At 40.3% G+C, this 20,869-nt stretch carries 20 protein-coding genes; 12 read left to right on the top strand and 8 right to left on the bottom strand.

Annotated elements, in window-relative coordinates; all coding sequences use genetic code 11:
* Nucleotides 1–197: 197 nt before the first annotated feature.
* From ACFOEE_RS12135 to ACFOEE_RS12080, 12 genes are all read left to right on the top strand, one after another.
* The gene (locus ACFOEE_RS12135; protein ID WP_377124585.1) at nucleotides 198–356 is read left to right on the top strand and encodes a thiopeptide-type bacteriocin; all 159 of its coding nucleotides are present in this window, start codon (nucleotides 198–200) and stop codon (nucleotides 354–356) included.
* Between the two features lie 26 nt (nucleotides 357–382).
* Complete coding sequence (locus ACFOEE_RS12130) at nucleotides 383–517, top strand: thiopeptide-type bacteriocin (RefSeq protein ID WP_377124583.1); 135 nt, start codon at nucleotides 383–385, stop codon at nucleotides 515–517.
* 26 nt (nucleotides 518–543) lie between these two features.
* Nucleotides 544–678 (top strand): thiopeptide-type bacteriocin, encoded by a 135-nt coding sequence (locus ACFOEE_RS12125; protein WP_377124581.1) that lies wholly within the window; start codon nucleotides 544–546, stop codon nucleotides 676–678.
* Between the two features lie 272 nt (nucleotides 679–950).
* On the top strand, nucleotides 951–2,558 hold the full coding sequence (locus tag ACFOEE_RS12120) for a hypothetical protein (protein WP_377124579.1): 1,608 nt from the start codon (nucleotides 951–953) through the stop codon (nucleotides 2,556–2,558).
* Nucleotides 2,533–4,224, top strand: coding sequence for a YcaO-like family protein (locus ACFOEE_RS12115; RefSeq protein WP_377124577.1), 1,692 nt, complete (start codon nucleotides 2,533–2,535; stop codon nucleotides 4,222–4,224). The genes ACFOEE_RS12120 and ACFOEE_RS12115 overlap by 26 nt, the downstream gene beginning before the upstream one ends.
* 5 nt (nucleotides 4,225–4,229) lie before the next feature.
* Nucleotides 4,230–5,468 (top strand): hypothetical protein, encoded by a 1,239-nt coding sequence (locus ACFOEE_RS12110; RefSeq protein WP_377124575.1) that lies wholly within the window; start codon nucleotides 4,230–4,232, stop codon nucleotides 5,466–5,468.
* Nucleotides 5,465–7,915: a hypothetical protein gene (locus ACFOEE_RS12105; protein WP_377124573.1), complete on the top strand. Its 2,451-nt coding sequence runs from the start codon at nucleotides 5,465–5,467 to the stop codon at nucleotides 7,913–7,915. The genes ACFOEE_RS12110 and ACFOEE_RS12105 overlap by 4 nt, the downstream gene beginning before the upstream one ends.
* Entirely contained in the window at nucleotides 7,912–9,327 is a 1,416-nt protein-coding gene (locus tag ACFOEE_RS12100) for an MATE family efflux transporter (RefSeq protein WP_377124571.1), read from the top strand. Before ACFOEE_RS12105 ends, ACFOEE_RS12100 begins: the two co-directional genes overlap by 4 nt.
* The gene (locus ACFOEE_RS12095) at nucleotides 9,324–10,442 is read left to right on the top strand and encodes an alcohol dehydrogenase catalytic domain-containing protein (protein WP_377124569.1); all 1,119 of its coding nucleotides are present in this window, start codon (nucleotides 9,324–9,326) and stop codon (nucleotides 10,440–10,442) included. The genes ACFOEE_RS12100 and ACFOEE_RS12095 overlap by 4 nt, the downstream gene beginning before the upstream one ends.
* A complete protein-coding gene (locus ACFOEE_RS12090) occupies nucleotides 10,439–10,969 on the top strand; it encodes a hypothetical protein (RefSeq protein ID WP_377124567.1) in 531 nt (176 codons plus the stop codon). Before ACFOEE_RS12095 ends, ACFOEE_RS12090 begins: the two co-directional genes overlap by 4 nt.
* Nucleotides 10,970–11,352: 383 nt before the next feature.
* Entirely contained in the window at nucleotides 11,353–11,721 is a 369-nt protein-coding gene (locus ACFOEE_RS12085; protein WP_377124565.1) for a transposase, read from the top strand.
* Nucleotides 11,722–11,857: 136 nt separating this feature from the next.
* Nucleotides 11,858–12,235 carry a hypothetical protein gene (locus ACFOEE_RS12080; RefSeq protein WP_377124563.1) on the top strand — a complete coding sequence of 126 codons (378 nt, stop codon included), beginning with the start codon at nucleotides 11,858–11,860 and terminating at the stop codon, nucleotides 12,233–12,235.
* Between the two features lie 186 nt (nucleotides 12,236–12,421).
* Here ACFOEE_RS12080 and ACFOEE_RS12075 read toward each other — a convergent pair whose 3' ends face one another.
* The 8 genes from ACFOEE_RS12075 to ACFOEE_RS12040 are packed head-to-tail and all read right to left on the bottom strand — an operon-like array spanning nucleotide 12,422 to nucleotide 20,706.
* Nucleotides 12,422–13,507, bottom strand: coding sequence for a hypothetical protein (locus tag ACFOEE_RS12075; protein ID WP_377124561.1), 1,086 nt, complete (start codon nucleotides 13,505–13,507; stop codon nucleotides 12,422–12,424).
* Complete coding sequence (locus tag ACFOEE_RS12070) at nucleotides 13,488–14,351, bottom strand: thiopeptide-type bacteriocin biosynthesis protein (protein WP_377124559.1); 864 nt, start codon at nucleotides 14,349–14,351, stop codon at nucleotides 13,488–13,490. Before ACFOEE_RS12070 ends, ACFOEE_RS12075 begins: the two co-directional genes overlap by 20 nt.
* A gap of 44 nt (nucleotides 14,352–14,395) precedes the next feature.
* On the bottom strand, nucleotides 14,396–16,822 hold the full coding sequence (locus tag ACFOEE_RS12065) for an ABC transporter permease (protein ID WP_377124557.1): 2,427 nt from the start codon (nucleotides 16,820–16,822) through the stop codon (nucleotides 14,396–14,398).
* A 9-nt stretch (nucleotides 16,823–16,831) separates the two neighbouring features.
* Nucleotides 16,832–17,545: an ABC transporter ATP-binding protein gene (locus ACFOEE_RS12060; RefSeq protein WP_377124555.1), complete on the bottom strand. Its 714-nt coding sequence runs from the start codon at nucleotides 17,543–17,545 to the stop codon at nucleotides 16,832–16,834.
* A 2-nt stretch (nucleotides 17,546–17,547) separates the two neighbouring features.
* The gene (locus tag ACFOEE_RS12055; RefSeq protein WP_377124553.1) at nucleotides 17,548–18,813 is read right to left on the bottom strand and encodes an efflux RND transporter periplasmic adaptor subunit; all 1,266 of its coding nucleotides are present in this window, start codon (nucleotides 18,811–18,813) and stop codon (nucleotides 17,548–17,550) included.
* Nucleotides 18,813–19,943 carry a sigma-54-dependent transcriptional regulator gene (locus ACFOEE_RS12050; protein ID WP_377124551.1) on the bottom strand — a complete coding sequence of 377 codons (1,131 nt, stop codon included), beginning with the start codon at nucleotides 19,941–19,943 and terminating at the stop codon, nucleotides 18,813–18,815. The genes ACFOEE_RS12055 and ACFOEE_RS12050 overlap by 1 nt, the downstream gene beginning before the upstream one ends.
* A 39-nt stretch (nucleotides 19,944–19,982) precedes the next feature.
* Nucleotides 19,983–20,498, bottom strand: a complete 516-nt coding sequence (locus ACFOEE_RS12045; protein ID WP_377124549.1) for a hypothetical protein — start codon at nucleotides 20,496–20,498, stop codon at nucleotides 19,983–19,985.
* 37 nt (nucleotides 20,499–20,535) lie between these two features.
* A complete protein-coding gene (locus ACFOEE_RS12040) occupies nucleotides 20,536–20,706 on the bottom strand; it encodes a hypothetical protein (protein ID WP_377124547.1) in 171 nt (56 codons plus the stop codon).
* Between the last annotated feature and the right edge of the window lie 163 nt (nucleotides 20,707–20,869).

The raw sequence follows: 20,869 nt of genomic DNA, 5'->3' as shown, positions 1-20,869 counted from the left end.
TAATTCGCTCTCCAAAAAGCAGAATTATTACTTTCTTTGCAATCATGGCCTCCCCCGCAAATAGCTCAAGCCATTGATTTTAAATTAAAAATAATTTTTATTAATTTTGGCATAACTTTTGATAACAATTGTTCAGCGTGAAAATAAAAATCACGCAACAAAACCCTAGATATTAACAAAAAAGTAAAAGGTCAATCATGGCAAATCATAACTCTATCAATGCTGATGCAATGGAAACTGTACAAGCTTTTGAAATCATTGAAACGTCTGAAGCTACAGCGATCGAAGAAATGGGCGCATCTAGCACCATCGGTGCAGGTTCAACGTGTTCACAACAAACGATTCAAGCTAACTAATTTAACCGCTTAACAAGGAGTCAACAATGTCTGACGTAAAACAACCTGAAGTATTTGAAGTAATCGAAACTAATGAAGCCACTGCACTAGAGGAAATGGGCGCATCTAGCACAATTTCTGCTGGTTCAACGTGTTCACAACAAACGGTTCAAGTTAACTAATTTAATCACTTAATAAGGAGTCAACAATGTCTGACGTAAAACAACCTGAAGTATTTGAAGTAATCGAAACTAATGAAGCCACTGCACTAGAGGAAATGGGCGCATCTAGCACAATTTCTGCGGGTTCAACATGTTCAAAGCAAAACCTGCAAGTTAATTAATTCTCTATTTAGGGAATGTCTGATAACAAAAATAGAACTGCGCAAACTTAAGCTTTGGAAATCATTGAAGCAACTGCTCTAGAAGAAATAGGCGCTTCATGCACCATTTCTTATGGTTCAACGTGCTCAAAAAAACTAAGTGCGCATACTAGGCTAACTAAGCACCCCGAATGAAGAATGAAAGTTAGTCCTAGCAATAACAAAATGCCGGTAACGTTGTGCAAAAACTTATCGGCACTTTTATACAACGACCTACTTTACTAGGAAATACCATGGAAAGTAAAATTTTTCAGATTAGACCCGATATTTTCGTTAAGTCAGGTCCTGGGAGGATACGCATCCAGCGCCAAGGGCAAAATTATATTCTTAAAGTACCCGCCAATGTCGCGGATTGCTTATTTAATTACATAGACTTAACTGATGGCGAACGGACTTTTGCAGAAGTGATAGCGCAAATCCCCTCGCTCTTTCATGATTCGGTGCGCCAATTTCACGCATTTTTGCTCTCAAAGAACCTCGCATTCGAAGTAAAAAACTCTTTTTTTCATACGCATAAAGAGCTGTCCGAGCTCGGCCGTTATTTAGCGCAATTTCTACCTGATCCAATAATTGGTTACAACACCTTTGCCGAACCACATTATTTACTTGTTGGAGACGGACACAGTCTTTTTAGCTGTATAAAAAGCTTAGCTAATCTGGGGATACGCGCACTGGATGTCGTTACTACAGATCAATTTCCTGAGTACGCTCATACTGAAATGGTCGATGCATTTAACGACAGTAAAACATGTGTCGATGCACAGATAGCTATATATGATTCTTTTGATTCAATTTTGTTTTCAAAATATGGTCGAGTTTTACATTTACAGCAACACTTCGACAAAACACTCTATGAATTCGTCGAAAAACAGTCTGACTTAGCCCAAGCCTCACTGTTACAAGGCTATCAAAATGGTAAGCATTTGTTTGTGGCTAACCATCTTCACAAACACTACTGCAATTTATCCCCAAACCCAGATCAAATAGTTTCTCCAATGTGTAATTTGGTCGCTGGTGCAACGTTTGCGACGTGTGCTTTTGATCACATTACTGATGTTTGTGCTATCAAGAATGGGCACTATGTACACTATGATCTCGAAGCTTTTGGACATTTAAAACAATCTCGCCAAGTGATCATGACAAGGACATCGGAAATAGCCGCTTCGGATCCATGTTTGTTTGATGCTTTTAGTGCCTTGGAAGATTTTCTAAACCAACCACTTTTTCCATTACAAAATTTATCGGCTGTAAGCCATCCTGCGAGCTACATCAATATTAAGTCCGTTAATTTTTCATACATGTATGACGATGTCGAGTTTAAAACCCAACTCTTCGGTATTGGCTTTGACGAAAACGAATGTCTTCAAGACATAATGGAAAGTTTGCTTATCAAACAAGGGGTGTGGTTTAAGTTCGATCAACGTCAACAGCAAGCTGCCAAAGTAAGAACTCACTATGAGTATTTCAAGAACCAATTGGCAACCGCGAATTTAGTTCCTCACAATGACAGTGAAGAAATGCTCACCTCCGTTTGGAGTAAAAAAGCTGAATACGTTGATTTCTGTATTCAAGCGACTTACGGCGACAGTACGCAAATTTCTGTCTTGTCTTGTCAGAAAAACCTTTGGATAAAAGCTCAAGTAAAAAATTGCGCTGTGATTCTCCCCATTTATAACACCGTCACTGAGATGGATGTTGAACGTATTATGCTCAAATTATACTTACAAATTTGGCTATCGCGTCGTAATGATTTAATTCAAGAATCGGTGTTGATCTTACCCCACAAAACATCTCTGTTTAATGAGGAAATTGCTGATGCAAAAACTCATCAAGCTGCATAACCATATCGATAATCATAATAAAAGTAGTGCTATCCCAATTGCTGTGCTTACTAGTTTCGATACACCTATTGCAGCGCCTTTATATGTGCTAATTACACCCACTGTGTTAGCTATTTTGCCATTTTCAAACAGTGTTGCTGAGAACTTTCAAATAATCAGAGAACTTTCTGATTCATTTGAAGTGTTCCCAACATTTGAGCGCCGCTGGCAGTGGAATACTGTTTTACAGTTGCAATTAGATCAACTTCTTGCAACTTTACGTAGCCAAATCGCAAACAATGGATTACAGCCAGGGCAGTTATACATTTATTTAAATAGCAGCTTTCAAAGAAAGTATTTTCCGGCCAAAACGTCCCTATCGTCTGGTGCTGGGCTTGGCGTGCCGTCTAAAAGCTCCGTATTTAGAGAGCATAATCTAAAAGCCGCCATGATGGAAAGAGCATATGGCCCGGATTCAGTTCAAAATCTGCTGTTGAATTTTGATGCCAAAGCAGGGTTGTGTTCTTGCTTTAACCCTCATAATAACCTGTTAGGCATTGGCCGAGGCAGTAATCGACAAGAAATGCTTCGAGGGGCGATATACGAATATTTAGAACGCAATGCGGGAAAACATATCCCCTCAGATGCTGTACATGCTCCTTACAACGATATTGCAGCACAAGCATTAACACCGGAAGAAGTGTTTGGTGTGCTGGAACAACGAGATCCCGAGTTGTTTCCCAATTTTTGCCCCAACACAGCCATTCCTTGGCTAAAAGTAACACTACCGGTTTCAGGTGAAGAAAAGCTAATACCTGCACAATTAGTCAGCTACATGGTGAATTATGAGCAAGTTTTTACCTATAACCTTAACAGTAATGGCTGTGCATTAGGCAATACGGTTGAAGAAGCAGCATTGTTTGCAATGTTAGAAGTGGTTGAACGCGATGCATTACTCTTGACCTGGTATACAAAATCAGCGCCAAAGCGAATCGATTTGCAAAGTGACGTACCGAGCCGGATCAGAGAACTTGAGTTATTACTTAATATGCGCGGTTATGAGGTGTGCTGTTTTGATATTTCGACTGACATTGAATTACCCACTGTGCTTGTGGTGTTACTCGGCAAAAATGCCGACACCTTAGCCGCATTTGTGACGGCCGCCTGTCACTTTGATGCTGGTGACGCCTTAGAAAACGCCCTTGCAGAGGCTAACTCCCTCGTTACCGTATGCGCACGCAATTTCTTTACCAAAGGCTATGACTTAAAAACCGTAGAATCAGAACGCAAACAAGCAGCAAGAGATGCTCAATATTTTTACTATGGATACAAAGAAAACTTACCTCAATTGTCATTTCTCTTTGACAACCCAAGTTCACTGTCCTACCTCAAATTCGTTGATAGTTATCCCATTCCAATGTCCGGCGTACAACGTACCTTCGACGCTATGGTCATGCGCCTAAAATCTTTGGATTACCAGTTAATTCTTTGTGAAAACACCCCAGATCATATCGCGAGTTTGGGCCTGTATTGTGTTCGTGCCTACCTACCGACACTGATTAATTTGGTCTTTGGTGATGTGCCAATCTTTGTTTCTGAAAATAGAGTATTGAAGGCACATTTAGTTAAGCCATGGATCAAAAATGTAGCAGTTGACCGCTACCCAACATTGCATCCTTTAGGATAACCGCCATGACTAATTGTATTGACAATGCTTTAGCGATAAATGAATTTGCATTTCGCTATCTATTTCCAGAAAGTGCACGCAAACAACAATGGCCATTAGATTTATGGGAGCAAGAACAACAAGTTAGGTTCTTGCCGGCGATTGAACAGCGGGATCTTTCCGACTTATTCAAACGCTGTATCACAGGGAGCCAACCAAAGTCAGACTTGCTGCAGCGTGTCTTAGCGAGTTTATTTCATACGCACTTTCCCTTTACACTGACACCAAAGAGTCCATATGGATTTCATGCGGCTTACCCCTCACCACGCTCTTATTATCCTTTGAGTTTTGTAATTCATTTAGTGGATGATCAATACAGCCGTACTTTCCAACTTGATTTGGTTAATTGGAAATTACTGGTTTTAGAAGAGCGCGTGGTAACTCAACATGACTTAAACAATACATGTCACGTCGTCATTAAAACCGATTTTACAAAATATAATGAACTTTATAACTTATTTAGAAAGTCTCTTTATGCGCTTGAAATCGGACACTTTATTGGTAGCTTTTCGGAAATAGCAGCGACCCATGGTTTAAACGTCAGCTTCAATAACAAGAGTAATGAAATATCCTGTGAGATAACCGATACTGACCAGAGCGTTCAGCTTCGCCCGTTGTCATCACTCATATCGCAATTTCGTTTCAGAAATTCAGGCCGTTTTAATTATGGTTTATTTCCGAGCCAAGTGCATATTTCGAGAGAGTTTGTGAGCAACTTAAGTCAGGTTATCTCCGCAGCACTGCTCAGTGCAAAAACGGTCTTTTGCCCTGCATTGGTCGATAAAATCTCTCTCAAAGCGTGCTTTGCTAAAACCAGTGACTATGAAGCTGGCTTGTATGAACACCATCAAAATCAGTTTATTAAGACACAAGCTGGAAACTACATTGCCGTTTGTGAAGACAACTTCAACTACCACAATTTTTCATTTAAGTTCATCCCAATCATTTTATTTATATGTGTTGAAAAGTACGCATTTAATGCCAACCAATCTGAACTCATAGCGTTAAATTCAGCACTTGGCTTTATTAGTCAAAAAATCATAAACCATCTGACAGGCCAAAATTTATTTGGCCGACCATTTAGAAGCTACGATCAATTTTCGATTGATCACATGCTAAGCAATAAAGAACAAAACAAAACAGCTTATTACGGTTTGCTAATAGGTAAGAATCGCGGTTCAGAAACACTTGGAGTATTAAGATGACACTTCCATATATTGTTGTGCGTTCGAACAATGTCGCATTAAATGCTTTAGACCCAATCATGAGCTCAACAGAAATAAACCAACTTATTGTTGATATCAATGAACTCGAGTCCAGTATAAAAAATCTAAAAGATGAAACTTGCGACCGCATTTTTAGCGTTGCGAGCTCTGATGATATCCATCGCAATAGACTTATTGCTTTAAAAAGAAAAATATTTTCAAATAAAGACATAGATAAAATCTATGCGCAATATATCGACCTTAAAGATCTCGACCCTGGTTTAGAAAAATGGTTTTTGCTCGTTGCTCGGGTGATGGAAAAGAAAGATCAACTCGTTGATCTGTTCGAGAAATCAAAATCATCCTCACGGCAAGAAATTAGAAAATATGCTCGCAACGAGCAATTCCAAAAAGGCATTTCCTTTACCCGCGGCGATATTAGTGGTGCCCTAGAAAGATACCAATCTTACGCCGAACCAACTAATAAAAAGCAATTAAATGATGAAGATACGATTATCAAATATTTAAATAGAGCGATAACAAAAGTAAGTCCATTTTCATCATTTACTTCTATCGGCTTTTCAAAACTATCTAATACTGTATCGGGCAGTTTGGCAAGAACATCAGATATCAACGACAAATTCAGCTTCGATCGCTCTGTCTTTTTAAAAGTCTACGAGCGTATCATCAAGCTACATAAACACCTGTTTAGCTTTAAATTCTCGGCCAATCATATCTCCAATGAACAACATGCTGTTTTTTATACATTTATGGATAGAAAAGAAGTTTATCCTTATCGAACCTCAATGGTTAAGGCTCAGCTTCCACAGTCGTTCCTTACAGATAATCATACTTGGCGTTCGATTGAACGTATAATTGACAGTACCTCTCCTGGTGCAGTCACCGATAACGTCATTGACCAATGGCTTGATGCTGGCATCTTACTATATAGACCAAAACTCAATGACCAATCGCCGGATATCATTGCCGAGCTAGAAGCGATTTTGGCTCCGCTAGTCAGCATAGCACCTTCTTTGCATGGCCCATGGGAATCACTGCGTAAAATTCTGACCCTAAAGCAACAACTGACATCAGCTACGCACTTGTCCATGGCCCACATTGTGCAAAATATTAATGATGAAATTAATGTACTTGCAACGTCGGTCGGTTATCAAACCATAAAAACCGGTGGACTGGTTTATCACGACACATTCCATCCCACCATATCTGACGTAGAAACGGAAAAAATCGCGTCATTAGGGCAACAAGTGAACGAATTTATCACGACTTATGTTGGCGGGAATTACGACACAGGTATATCCAGCAATGTATTCAACTTATTACGCTCGAATATCAACCCAAATTTAAGTTACTCAATCTTTGAGTTTTATGACATTGCAACACACGTCATTAAAAATGCAGGTCAAGATACACAAAAGTCTAGCAATGCCGAAAAATTGTTATCGTTCTTTGAACAAATTTGGCAACATCGCGGCCAAGACGTTTTCTATTTAGATGATAAATCGCCTCAGTCGAGTGAACATCCTTTTTCCGCGTATGGCCATGTGATTGGAGACAAATTTGTTTTGAATTGCACTGACAGTGGTTATCTAAGGGTTTTTTCACGTTTCTTTACTTTTTCTGACAACCCTGAAATATTAACCGCTTGTACCTCTGCTTATGCAGACAAACTCGCTGAAGCGTATGACATATACGATACATTTGGCTTTAATACCGCTCACAGACCTCGCCTTTGTCACAACCGCATTTGGTTAGACGATTTTGACGCAAAATTACCGTCCGATTTGCAATTAAAAGACCTTGAACTTCGCTGGGGAGCCGAACAATCGCAGCCCATGCTATATAAAGTAGGCGGCGAAGCACCACTACAAATTCACCATACAGCACTCTTTATTTCACAGCTTTATCCAAAGTTACTTGAACTCATTATGCGTTTCTCAATGAGTAATGATCCTTGTTACTTCGCAACGCGTTTTGGCATTTTCAACTTGGTAGTCAGCTCACAAGATTCTAACTGCATCAAAATCCCCCGCGTGATGTACAAAGACCTTGTAGTTTCGCGCAAACAGTGGTGGCTTGCTAAAGAAAATTTACCACTACCGTTATCAAATGAAGATCCTATCGCTTACTTTTTACGGCTTAATCAATGGCGCATTGCCCAAGGTATTCCACATCGTGTGTTTATCAGAAGGCATGTTAAAAGCAAAGTGTTAGACAGGGATATTTCTAACGCGAAAAAACCGCTATTTATTGATTTTGCCTCTGCCGTTTTAGCGAGACCGATCACCCGCGTTCTTAAATCGGAGTTTGATTACATCTCGATTGAAGAAATGCTTCCAGACCACACCGATAACTTTGTCGTCGATGGGGAGCATCGTTACGCCTCCGAAATAATATTTGAACAAATTCATAAGGATCACGTATGAGCCAAGTCGATTTCACTTCAGCAGATGTAAGAAAGAACCTCATCCGCTTTTCAATTCCCATGCTACTGCTTTCCATTTTGGATTATTTAGCTGTATTTGTTGATTTGTCGTGGCTTTTAGCCATGTCTGAACTGCAACAATTACCCACATCATTGAAATTATCTTTCACTGTCGTAGGCCTATTAGAAGCCGTGTTAGCGGGTACGCTCTCAGCAGTTTATATTTATGCCAATCAAGCGTATGGCAATAAGGACTTTAAAGCGGCACAACACTTAATCAATTATGGCTTTGGTATTGCTTTGTTAATTGGTCTTTTTGTGGGTGGCTGTGGCCTATGGTTTGGTGATTCTATTGTGGCCATGTTTGGCGTTGAAGAGATGATTCAATCACAAACGGTACGCTACCTCGATATATTTTGGTATGGCTATCCAATCATCTTGCTGTACATTTATTCAGGTCTCATCGCAAAAATGAGCGGTAACTTATCGGTAATTATTAAATTCCGAGTCGCGACGTTTTTCTTTAACCTCGCACTTACCCCCATATTTATTCTATATGGTCAAGCGCACAACTTAGATTTACTGCAAATGGCAGCTCTATCTACAATTTTGTCTCGCGCACTTGGTTTAGTTCTGGTGCTGTATTTAGTTAAACGCCATCAAGTTTTTCCGTTTAAACTCGCGATTGACTTTTTCCCTAAACCAGTTTTCAAACAATGGAAAGCGATGTACAAGTTGGGAGGCGCTGAAACAATCAATTCACTGTCACTCTCTTTATCGTTTTTCCTGTTTTTCTTAGCTGTGTCATATTTTCAACCAGGAGTATTCGAGACAGTTACTGTTGCGCAATACATGACAGGTTTCTTTCACTCTATTTTCTTGGGTGTTCTCAGCAGTTTAATTCCTTTTACAGCGCAAAATGCCGGCAACAAGAATCTCCACAATATTGATACAGGTGTCGAATGGATGACTCGATACACCTTTCTAGCATGCTTGGTCGTTGTATTACCTTATATGTTGTTTTCGTCTTATTTCGCCCAGCTGTTTGTGAGCGACCCGAGAGCGATAGCGGATATCAGCACCTACGTTTATTTCACGGCAATCCCTTGGGCTTTCTTAATTGCTTCTTTCCCTTACATATTCGCCATTATTGGCTTAGGAGATACCAAAGGCACATTGTGGTTAACAATATGGTCGATGTACATCGCTAATTTATTACCGTTAATCCTTGTACTGAACTTTGTTGGGGATTCGTTAGTTTATGTCGCGCTTGCTGAAGGCGGTGCTCACATTCTGACTTTCTTTGGCTGTCGCGCTTACTATTTATACCGCAAAAACAAAATTAGCCTGCAATGGCAACCTCTAACCAACACCCCATCACAGCACTCGACGAAAGAGGAGGCACTCGCATGAAATGTTTAGTTGCATGTAACGAACAAACACGCTCTATGTTAGTCGATTCAGGTCAATTCATGGCGTTTAATGTAGAAGATACGGTTACTCACATAGGGTTAATCGATCAGCCAGACATCCAATTTGATAAAACCGATCCAAACAATGCGACTCGTGTATTCATTGAAGTATCTGCTTTCTCATGCAATTACCGAGAAAAGTCACGGATGGTCAAAGCCGCATTACGCCAAGAAATTGGCTTCACCATACTTGGTTCGGAGTTCGTGGCCAAGGTGATTGACATTGGACCTGCGGTAACCGATTTTAAAGTTGGTGATCGTGTTATCGGCAACGGCTGTGTTGACTTACATATTGCACAGCCAGGGTTATCAACTCAACGAGCATCTTCTCAGTTGCAAATTATTGCGCAAGAGAAACTTATTAGCATCCCTCATACAATGTCTGATACCGTCGCTGCCGCATTTAGTGTCGGAGCCCAAACTGCCTACTCTATGGCGAATCGTTTACCCACCAAAGAAAATGAGCATGTTTTAATTACCGCAGCCACGTCAAATACCTCTCTGTTTGCCATCAAGGCATTGCTGAATAGAAATGTTCATGTACATGCATTGACAACCAATTCGAGCATGGTTGAACACCTCTCTGCTATGGGCGTGCAGCACATTTGTCTTATCAACAAAAATGGGGTGTTTGATGAACAACTTAAGAACTATTTGACCAGCAAGAATATTAAGTATTTTGATCACATCATTGACCCGTTCTTTGATGTCTATTTATGTAAACTCATTCGTCACATTCGCCGTTTTGGCAGCTACATCACCTGTGGTGTCGCACAACAAACCGCCACCTCCAAGTGTGACTCTTTTACAAGTCAGGGTTTACCCATGTCAGAAGTGTTTAGTTTAATTATTAGAAAAAGCATCAGTTTAGTGGGTAATAATTTAGGTATTACGGCTGATTTAAAAAATGCACTTGAAGATTACTCTGCAGGAAAAATTCAGGTCGACATTGACAAAACAGTCATCAATGGCGACTTGCAAAACTTTCTCACTCATACTTTTCAAGGTGTCAATCGCTTTGGCAAAGTGGTATTTGGCTACGGAAGCAGACCATGAAAAAGAGAAGCATGACTTTAATTTCCAGCATCTTAATGTCTACTGGATGTAGCTCAACGCCAAATGAAAATCCAGATGCTATTGTGGTCAATATAGATCAGGGGACTGTGGTAGTAAAAGTCGTCGACTTACCAATAGCAGAATCTCATCGCCTTAGTTACGCTGCGATTGGCAGTTGTGAACCGGAAGTAGAAATCACCACTACAGGCAAACAAACCAAGGCAAATCACATTAAAAACTGTCATGGCAAAGGTGATTACCAAGGGACTATTTTCACCTTGCTGGTCTCGCCACGCTCGGAGCTATCGCTGTATTTAAAAGCAGGCCAAATCGAACTACCAGAGGCTCATTCGTTAACTGAGCTACAACAGATTACAGCCTCTGTCAGTGTGGGGGGGATTAGTTCACGTCGTGGGAATGTGGCGATTAACCGTAGCAAATTGCTGGGTGCAAAAGCCGTATATCAAAATCAGGGGACTTTAAATTGGCAGATCTCCTTAAGTTATGGTGAAGTGGTGTTTAATTAATTCACGGACCTGTCAGCTATCCGCCAATTAATAATGTAGCTGATTAAAGCAGCTACATTATTGCATCACAAGGATATCTTTGGGCACCTTTGCTGCCATCTAATTATTCCCAAAAAAGGCTGTTCACAAGTTTAATGCCGCTCGTTTTAAGTAATTGACCGCTCTTGGGCAGGCTTCATAATCGGTCTCAACATTGTTGAGGCCGATTTTTATATCTGAATTCTCTAAAGAGTTGCAGCGTTAGGGATTGCTCTGCGAAGAGACCGTTCGATTCAAACTGTCTGTGACCGACTGGAATTCGCGTTTCCTGATTCCAAGGGCGAGCTCCCTCCTTTAGCGACAAGTAGTATATCAAGAGCAAAGAAAAACTGGGCGTTGAACCCATGCGTTATTTATTCAAACTCACCGCAGCTCAATGGGATAAACAAAGTGAATTTGAGCAATGCTGTGGCTTGAAACTTATAAGCGTTGAGGTTACTTACTTCAAAACTCATGATACTGAAAGTAATCGCGCCTTTGGCTATGCTCAAAAATCAGCGTCATTTCCTTCAGTACTTGCTGTCACATTGATGTCCACTAGAACTCATTTGGTTTTTGATGCTGCTTTCGGGCCGGTGACAGAAAGTGAAATCTCTTATGCACAACAACTTGTCGGTTCAGCACCAGAAAAATCTTTAACCCTGTTTGACCGAGGTTTTATGTCCGCTGAACTCTTCTCAAGCTGGCAAGGCAGCGGTGAAAATACCCATTGACTCACGCCAATTAAGTCAAAATTTAGATATGAGATTCTGGAGTCCTACAGCGATTATGACCATCTCATTGAAATGCCCACTTCACCTCAAGCACAAGAGCAATACCCCATTTAGGAAGACTTGGAAAGCGAGGCTTGTGCAGCTCCCGTCACCGACAGGTGAGATAAAAGGATTTATCACGTCTTGCTTGTGCCCTGAGAAATACGCGTTAAAAGAGCTAGTCGATGTTTACTGGCAACCCTGGGAAATCGAACGTGGTTATGGTGAACTCAAACAATATCAACTGGTGAACAAACCGTTGTTGAGAAGCTTGAAGAGTGATGGAATATACCAAGAGCTTTGGGGAATACTGACGTCATACAACATTATTCGTCTAGAAATGGCTGAAATGGCAAAGCAACACAAAGTGGAACCGTTACGAATTAGCTTCGTCAATGCGCTCTATCTGATACAGGATGAATTTAATTGGTCGGATAGCGCAGAGACGCCCCGGGCGCAATACCTAAGGCGCTGAAAACGCTTCGAGATAACGGTAAACGGTTAATTCTACCAGAAAAGAGGAAAAGGAAACCTTACCCAAGAGCGGTATTAAGAAAAGCGGCGAAATATGCTGCACGTTCTAGAAATAATAATAATGCCACTCGCTCTTAAGCGAGTGGCATTACCTGAGCGGAGGCCTTTAATTTCTTTGCCTAAATGACTAATAGTTCAGATACATCTGCTGACGTAATTGATTAATTTTGCCGTCATTTTGCTCATACAGTTTAGACAGTTGATAATTGTATGCTTGTCTTCCCAACGGCGACACATTGAGTAAGGGCAATATTTTATAAATAATGTTCAAAAGCCACCGATAGCCACTAAACTCTGTGGGAAACCCGCTCGCATTTCCATCCTGATCATAAAAGAAAGTTTTATGAAAATCAGATACTTGATCTACTTTTGCCAGTTTTTCTCGCGGATAAGGTGAACGGCAGTGAATATCCTTTTCTTTAGCCATCTGGGTATAAGTGAGAAAGTACCGGATCAATAATGAACTTAATTGACTTTGCCGACTATTTTCTTGTCCAAGCTTGTCAATTAACTGAGTCAGCCAACTATCATATTGCGCTTTTTTGGCCTGAAATTCTGTTTCTATTTTATCCATAATTTGGACTTGTTGTGTTTGTTCTAGGCTGTGATGCCAAAATACAAAATTGGAGTGATAGGACAAAAAACCAGAATATTCCTTGAAAACCCCATCCACTGAAGGGACTGGTGGGTACGATGTTGCTAATAACATTAAAAGTTCAAATGTCAGCTTTTCCAGACTGACCTTACGATCTGCACGATTTCTGATTATAAAACGCGAGAGTTCCTGCTGAATTGAAAAAATACTCTTGAACTGTAAAACGCTTTCGAGTTTTTCAGCCAACACCATTTCACTTATGTAGCCCTGTTGAAACGTATTGTTTTCAGCGAGTTGATCACTCTCTATAGTGACATTTTCAACTTTACTTAGAATCGCATGAGTGCGTTTGTACCCATCAATATCATACTGTTTCGATGGAAACTCAGAAAGAAATGCGACGATAGCCTTCAACGTTAACGTTTTAACTTCTTCACTAAAAAAGTAGTTTTCGGTACAAAATGTCAATAAGAAATGTGGGCCAGATTTCCAATCGCGTGTCACGGTCCAAGCAAAATAATTTTTCACTGCAAGCGCATTGCTCAACGGGGCCAACAATTGTTCGTAAAGTTGCTCATCGTTTGAGTTGTAAAAGATCTTAACTTGCCAATATTGCATCAACCTCTCCTTGATCATTTAGTGCTAGAAATGAAAAGTGACGGATCACTGCTTCTTTGAATGGCGCTATCCCAGCACGATTGAAAGACATATGTAAGATACTATTGAATACTTCGATAAGTTCGCTGCCAGCCATACCGCTTAGCGATTTGCTTAGCTTATTGAGCTCGTTTTTCAGTGGCGTCAAATGTTGTGGATATAATTGCTGAGCTTCATACTGACCAACATAACCTTGGTAGATTGTTCGATGCTGCACATATTTTTCACTGACTTTATTAGTGACAAATGAAACTTCACTTTCAACATTTAGACCCTCTAAGTTTAGCAACTTACTCGCCTCGAGTTGAAGTTCCTTGGCAACCTCATGGAATACCAGACAGTAGCCAAAAAGGAGTTGCTCAAGCCTACCTGAGCAAGTATTTAAAGCATCCAATATGTTACGAGTATCCCAACAAAAGAATGCTTCGCAATGTGCAATGCCGTTTTCACCGCCATAGCGAGTCAGCTCAGGCTCATAAGCGATTTCTTCAACATGACCATTTTCATACCAGCATATTTGCTCATCTGCTGCAAAGTAACGTTGATAGTTTTTATAATATTCACCTGCATTCAAGCTGCTTATGAAGTGGTTTTTGTCCCAATAGGTGACCAATGCCTTCCTAATAGCGGGTTCATGTTGTTCGTTTTTAAAGCGAATCCTGATATGCGGACCTCCTAACCAATAGCGAATAAAAAACAATTCAGATTTAATTTCTGGTGCTAAGTTTGCATTCAAAAAAGATAATAATTCGTTGATTTTATTATAATCATGAATAAAGAAATGCAATGATTTCCATCTACTCATAGTAATTCTCAAAAAAAAAGGCAGAGTAACTCTGCCATCGTGACTTAATCAGCTCGAAGTGAATCGCAAGGTTGTTTTGCTAACACTGAACGCGTTGGAATGATAATTGCGCCTAGCACAACTGCAGAAACGGCAAGCGGGACACCAACAAAAACCATTGCTAAAATAAAGGAGCTGGTATCAAGAATGGATTTGATCGGACCAACTAAGGGTACGGCGCAGATCAACCCCAAGATCAAACCAATGATAAGTTGCTTACCCCCTCTTACTAAAAACAACTTACGTACATTTAGTTTTGTGGCGCCAAGTGCCCGTCGGATGCCAATCTCTTTGGTTTTCTGAACCACTGTTTTGGCCATAACACCAAAGATACCACTGGCAGCAAGCACTAAGGCAACTAAACCAAACAGTACAAAGATATTACTGATAAACGAAATGGCTGCGGTATTTTGGTCAATTAAACGCTCATAAGGTTTAACAAGATATGCAGGTACAGCTGAGTTTAATCTACTGACGACTTGATGCAGTTGCTGTTTAGCCGCTTGTTCAGTCCCTTGATATTCAACAGCAAGCATCATATCTGCGCTGCTATTTTGGCTTAACGGCAAATATAGCGTCGGGCCTTTCGCATTCGCAGTATACGGCTGACCGTGGATAACATTCTGCACGACACCAACAACAGTGAGCCAGTTAGCACCTCCTTCTCGGGTACGAATATGAAATCGTTTACCCAGTGCAGATTGCTGCGGCCAATGTTTGTCAGCAAATGACTGTGTCACTATAGCAACTGGTTGCGTATCTTTCTGGTCTTGGCCACCAAAATATCGTCCAGCAACTAACTTCACATCTAGATTGGCAAGAGAGCTTGGAAATACGATGACAGTATTAGCCCGTGGAAAGTTTCTTCCATCGTATTCCTCTCCTTCTACAATATAGTCATTTTGAAATGCCCACACACCAGGCAAACTGCTCATCAATGCCGTTTTACCAAATGTTGGGTTATTCTCTAAACTATACGCCAAATCTGACCAGTATCGCCACTGAGCGTCCCTTTGGTTTTGCGATCTCTGATCTAAAGTGATTTTTGCGGTTAACGCCCCTTCTGTTTTGGCACCGTAATTTGTCACCGTCGCTTGCAAGGTAGATAGTCCCAATAAAGCGGCAATCACTAAAATTGAGGTAGTCAGGAAAATTTCAGATACGACTAATACGGCACTGACTCGCGTGGCATTTTTACTATCCCCACTGCGCCCACCATCTCGTAAAATAGCATTGAAATCGGTTTTCATCGCACGCATTCCGGGCAACACACCTGCAAAGAATACACCGATCATGACGAGGATGATTACAGCCACAAATGTTGTTTCATCAATACCAAATTGCCACCAATAATAAGGTACGTCACCAGTAAAATTTGCTGTAGCAGGACCGGTTAGCATTAATCCAATTGCGGCAAGTCCTAAACCAACCAACGCCCCAGCGAAGCAAAGAATGCCACTTTCAAATACCATCAGGCTGATTAATCGACGTTTCGGCGCACCGATGGCCACTCTAACTGCGGTCTCTCTTGCCGCTTGGCTTGCCCGAGCAAACAGTAAATTGCCAATATTGATAAAAGACAGCAACATTGTTAACGCTACAACCCCAGCAATAGCCAAAATGAAATCCATCGTACCCTGGCCAATTGCGGATATTTGAAAACTATCAACAAATGCGCCCATATAAGAATTCGTTTCCGGATAGGAAAGTTCTTGGCGTTTCATAATTTGCGTTACTTCCGCATTCGCTTGAGCAACCGTCGAATCTGCATTTACTCGTGCATAGCCCGCTAGGCGTTGACCCTCTCCACGTTTCACCATGGCTGCGGATTGTGTTAACGGCAGCCAAATTTGACTATTACGCGGGAAAGAATAACCTTCAGGCATAACACCGATAATGCTGGCAACTTGTCCATCGACTTGCACCGTTTGACCAATAATCGCTTCTGATTGAGCAAATAGATTCACCCACATCGCGTAACTAATGACCACAACAGGTGCTGCACCTTGCTTCACTTCTTGGAAAGTAAAACTACGTCCTTTGAGTGGTTGAGTACGAGTAAAAGCAAAAACTTCTGGTTCTACCCATGATGCGTTAAAGCGTCTTACTGCTTCACCTTGTGAGACATTGACGTAACCTTCGCTGTAAGCACCTATTTCCTGCAACGAATTGGTATTCTTACGGATCTCTTCAAAATCATGTAAAGAAATACTTGGATTTGCAATATAATTACCGTAAATAACACCTGAAATGGTGACGATGCGTTCGCCATCTTTAAACGGCAATGCTTTAAATGAAATGGTATTTAGAAAGGAATACATATAAATACATAATCCAAACCCAATTGCGATAACTGCGACAGTAAGCAAAGTAAATAACTTTGATTTAAACAAACGTCTCAATGCATACTTAAAATCGTCATAAATGCCCATATTGCCTCCTTATGCTACAGAACGTTGCAAAGCAATGGGCTTATCACTGACTATTTTCCCATCTGCCAGCATAATGATCCGTTTTGCACATTCCGCGGAGCGAGGGTCGTGCGTTACCATACAAATAGTCGCGCCTTCGGTATGCAATTTATCCAATAAAGACATCACCATGTCCGTATTTTCCGAATCAAGGTTACCCGTTGGCTCATCAGCCAGAATTATGGTCGGGTTACCCGCTATCGCTCTGGCTATTGCAACGCGTTGTTGCTGACCACCAGACAACTGGGAGGGGTAGTGGCGAGCTCGATGTACCATATTGACTCTGCTTAACGCTTCATGCGCCATTTTTTTCCGCTGCTCTCGTGTTAAATCATCACGATAGCTCAGTGGCAATTCCACATTCTCTTCCACAGTTAAATCACCTATCAGATTAAAGGCTTGGAAAATGAAACCTATATGCCTATTACGGATCATCGCTCTTTCATCATCGTTAAGATCAACGACATTATTTCCCGCTAAATGATATTCACCACCCGCGGGAATATCCATCAACCCTAAAATAGACAAAAGTGTTGACTTGCCACACCCTGAAGCGCCAGAAATTGATACATATTCGCCTTCTGTAATGGCAAAACTGATATCTCTTAGCGCATACGTTTCAACTTCTTCTGTTCTAAACACTTTATTTAATTGGTTTATTTTAATTATTGTTTTGCTATCCATCGTTAGCTCCTAATTCGAATGTTTTGATGGTTATCCCAGGATGAAGTGTCAGAGATAACGATTTGATCCCCTTCTTCTAGTCCGTCAATAATTTGGATACGATCGCTGGCACCTTGGCCAAATTTAACGACAACACGTTCAATGGTTTGACTTTCTTTATTAATTTTATAAAGACTGGTTATAGAGTGACTTTGCGAAAATGTAGGTCTTGCGACACTCAGAGCGTTTGGTAAGTAGGCAACTTCAATATCACCTTCTATGCTCAGATCAGGTCGTGCGTCACTTGGTAATTGCTCATTCAAAAGTACGTCAACTTTAACAACCCCATCACGAACAGACGGGTCAATGCGTAGCACCGAGCCAACGATTTTATTGTTTCGGGTATCTATCGTCACTTTTTGACCTAATTGCACAGCACCAATTTGAATTTCGGGAATAGATAAAACAGCATATAACTCATCTTGCTTTGCAAGCTTAGCGATAGGTTCACCTTCAGAAACTTTTTGCCCCGCATTATTTGGAATTTCTTGTACAACCGCATTCATAGTTGCCCTAAGCGTTAAACCTGCCACTTGCTGTTGTACTTTTTCTAACGTATTTGCCATTTTATTCAGCCGCGCTTGATTGGCGTCGTTTTGCGCTTTGATAGCTTTTTTGAGTTTTTCAAAACGGACAATTTCAATTTCCCAACGTTCCTTATACTGCTCCATTTGTAACTTGGTCCGTTTATAGTCAATGAGAGAAATGGCCCCTTTACCTTTCTCAAGCAGCTCACTTTCAGCATCAAAGCGCAACTTGACCGCGTCATAGGCGCTTTTTGATTCCAAAGTCATGGCCTTTTGATCAAGTAATTGCGATTCATTAGCTGCAAGTTGAGCTTTAATATCAGATTCTTGCGCTTCATATTCCCACTGCGCTTCCTCGCGCTCACGTACCAATTTCGGATTAGAAAGCTCAAGTAAAGCCTGCCCTTCCACTACGGCGTCGCCAGCCTTAACAAGCACTCGCTCAACATGCCCATCAACTCGGGAAGACAACCATCGGACATTGTTCGGTGCCAAGATACCGGGACCTTTCACGGAAGCTTTAAACTCACCCTTTTTTACATTACTAATAACGATGGAATCCCTATCCACATGGAAACCAACGGTTGCAAGACTTTTTGTGACGAAGAAAACGCCGAGTACGACCAGCACCAAACCTGACGAAATATATACCCTGTATTTTTGCCAGATACTTGGTTTCTTCTTTTTAATAAATGTATCCATTAATACCTCACCAAACTTGATTTACTTTTATTATTTCCAATCAACTTTTCATCAAATGAGTTACAACTAAACATGAGATCATATTTACGCCTTTTAAAATCAAGCTTGCCTCTACTTAAACCCAAATGATTCATTACATCAAAGATTGAAGAAGACCTACTCATAGTGTAACGAATTAACATAGCTTCTATTCTTTCTGTCAACCATTCCAAATGGATGGGCTCAACACACACTCTGGAAACGTGCTTTATAATCTCTTCAATTTCTTCACTGCGTGAATCAGTTGAATTTACTTTGCTTTCGTTTCCAATCAAAAAACCATCGAGAGATTCATCCAGACCCGGAATATATTTGCAAAAATACAAATCATCATTAACTCTGGCTTTAAAACGCATTGAATCAAGAACACTGTATAGCTGACGCACATTACCGGGCCATAAACGCGTACTGAAATTTTCAACAATTTGATTGAAATCGCTGATCTGAATTTTCAGATTGTGTTTGTCAAAATACAAAGCAATCAAGTCGCTGAGTTCGTCCAGGCGTTGCCGAAGTGGGGGAAGAAAAATATCTATCCCCTTAATTCTCATCAATAAATCCAGCAGAAATTTCCCTTCAACGACTAACTTTGAAAGATCGACATTAGTCGCCACAATTAATTGAAAATTGGCTTTTCGCTCGAGAGATTCTCCGACTCGAGTGTACGAACCATCATCTAAAACTCGTAGAAGTTTCTTTTGCGTTTCAATATTCAAACAATGGATTTCATCGAGAAAAAAGATTCCTCCTTCTGATTTTCCAACGGCACCATCTGAATCCTCTGTCGCACCAGTGAATGCCCCTTTTTTATGACCGAATATCATCGAATCTGCTACATCGTTATTAATCAAGGCACAATTAATAGAAATACAAGGCACACTGCCTTCTTTTTCCTTTCTGAGCTGGTGTATATATTTGACCAAAAAGCCTTTACCAGTCCCTGTTTCACCACTTATTAAAACTGGTATTTCGCTACAATTAGAAACACCAAGACATAAAGAAATAAGATTGTTAGGTACGATTACACCATCAGGATATTTATTGGATAAATATGACTTATCAAGAAAACCATTTTCAAAACAAAGATCCATAAACTTTTCCTCAAGCGAAAAATAAGCGAGAAAGCAACTTTATATATCACAACCTTTTGGGTCAGATACGATCTTTAACTTATTAGCGTCATTCTGACTCAAAAAATCTGACAAATATTCAAATATATATCCGCTATTAGTTTCTGATATAAATTTAACTTCTACAGCCTCTCGGTTAATGCAAACCCATGCTGGATCATGGAATTTAAATTTAATTTCCCTATCTTTCATAATTAAGACACCTTTTACTTTGGCCTCTCCAATGGTTAATAGGAGCTCACCCTCTTTTATCAAATCACCATCCTCTTTGGTTCTCGACAAAGTTGTACCGACAACACTAGAAGATATATTCTTTAAATTTCCGTAAGAGTCCTTGTAACCAATCAACCAATCGCCAACATCAACCTTCTGACTTATCGAAACATAATACTTCACATCGCTCCCATTTTCTGGAGCATAGATGTACTGGACAGATTGTGGCGATATAGATAATGAAGCACTTAGAGAGAAGCAAATTATTAAAAATATAAATAAAATTAATTTAGTTCGACTCATAGAAAGTTTCATTTGAATATCTAAAAGCTCCTTTTACTTAGTTACTTTCAGGCAATCCTGTTGGCTTTGATATGGTGGAAACAGTCGCTTGATTCTGTACTTGATTGGATAATGTTCCACCATTGATATGGTGTGTCACCATCATTGGTAACTGCTTAGAGTGGTTCAATACTTTTAGTGATTTCTTGTTAAGAACTGGCTTATTCATTTTTATTTACCTTCTAAGTTTAAGATGCCAATTGAGCAAATTCATTTGCACGACAATCTGCTTTCGCATTGACATAAAATTAAACCGGAACAGTAAAAAAATGTAATTATCAATCCTTATAATTACACGTAAGAATCAAAGCTAAGACCTTGTTTTTAAAGAG

Origin of the sequence: Pseudoalteromonas fenneropenaei (assembly GCF_042643375.1) — a bacterium.
Lineage (GTDB): Bacteria > Pseudomonadota > Gammaproteobacteria > Enterobacterales > Alteromonadaceae > Pseudoalteromonas > Pseudoalteromonas fenneropenaei.
The sequence above is the reverse complement of the archived record's forward strand: the minus strand, read 5'-3'. Positions and strand labels throughout refer to the sequence as shown.

What these genes read in the sequence shown, in the direction of transcription:
- ACFOEE_RS12050 (WP_377124551.1), bottom strand. Translation starts at nt 19,943, where the DNA reads ATGGATCTTTGTTTTGAAAATGGTTTTCTTGATAAGTCATATTTATCC.
- ACFOEE_RS12045 (WP_377124549.1), bottom strand. Translation starts at nt 20,498, where the DNA reads ATGAGTCGAACTAAATTAATTTTATTTATATTTTTAATAATTTGCTTC.
- ACFOEE_RS12085 (WP_377124565.1), top strand. Translation starts at nt 11,353, where the DNA reads ATGCGTTATTTATTCAAACTCACCGCAGCTCAATGGGATAAACAAAGT.
- ACFOEE_RS12070 (WP_377124559.1), bottom strand. Translation starts at nt 14,351, where the DNA reads ATGAGTAGATGGAAATCATTGCATTTCTTTATTCATGATTATAATAAA.
- ACFOEE_RS12060 (WP_377124555.1), bottom strand. Translation starts at nt 17,545, where the DNA reads ATGGATAGCAAAACAATAATTAAAATAAACCAATTAAATAAAGTGTTT.
- ACFOEE_RS12040 (WP_377124547.1), bottom strand. Translation starts at nt 20,706, where the DNA reads ATGAATAAGCCAGTTCTTAACAAGAAATCACTAAAAGTATTGAACCAC.
- ACFOEE_RS12105 (WP_377124573.1), top strand. Translation starts at nt 5,465, where the DNA reads ATGACACTTCCATATATTGTTGTGCGTTCGAACAATGTCGCATTAAAT.
- ACFOEE_RS12100 (WP_377124571.1), top strand. Translation starts at nt 7,912, where the DNA reads ATGAGCCAAGTCGATTTCACTTCAGCAGATGTAAGAAAGAACCTCATC.
- ACFOEE_RS12125 (WP_377124581.1), top strand. Translation starts at nt 544, where the DNA reads ATGTCTGACGTAAAACAACCTGAAGTATTTGAAGTAATCGAAACTAAT.
- ACFOEE_RS12110 (WP_377124575.1), top strand. Translation starts at nt 4,230, where the DNA reads ATGACTAATTGTATTGACAATGCTTTAGCGATAAATGAATTTGCATTT.
- ACFOEE_RS12075 (WP_377124561.1), bottom strand. Translation starts at nt 13,507, where the DNA reads ATGCAATATTGGCAAGTTAAGATCTTTTACAACTCAAACGATGAGCAA.
- ACFOEE_RS12065 (WP_377124557.1), bottom strand. Translation starts at nt 16,822, where the DNA reads ATGGGCATTTATGACGATTTTAAGTATGCATTGAGACGTTTGTTTAAA.
- ACFOEE_RS12135 (WP_377124585.1), top strand. Translation starts at nt 198, where the DNA reads ATGGCAAATCATAACTCTATCAATGCTGATGCAATGGAAACTGTACAA.
- ACFOEE_RS12115 (WP_377124577.1), top strand. Translation starts at nt 2,533, where the DNA reads ATGCAAAAACTCATCAAGCTGCATAACCATATCGATAATCATAATAAA.
- ACFOEE_RS12120 (WP_377124579.1), top strand. Translation starts at nt 951, where the DNA reads ATGGAAAGTAAAATTTTTCAGATTAGACCCGATATTTTCGTTAAGTCA.
- ACFOEE_RS12055 (WP_377124553.1), bottom strand. Translation starts at nt 18,813, where the DNA reads ATGGATACATTTATTAAAAAGAAGAAACCAAGTATCTGGCAAAAATAC.
- ACFOEE_RS12130 (WP_377124583.1), top strand. Translation starts at nt 383, where the DNA reads ATGTCTGACGTAAAACAACCTGAAGTATTTGAAGTAATCGAAACTAAT.
- ACFOEE_RS12095 (WP_377124569.1), top strand. Translation starts at nt 9,324, where the DNA reads ATGAAATGTTTAGTTGCATGTAACGAACAAACACGCTCTATGTTAGTC.
- ACFOEE_RS12090 (WP_377124567.1), top strand. Translation starts at nt 10,439, where the DNA reads ATGAAAAAGAGAAGCATGACTTTAATTTCCAGCATCTTAATGTCTACT.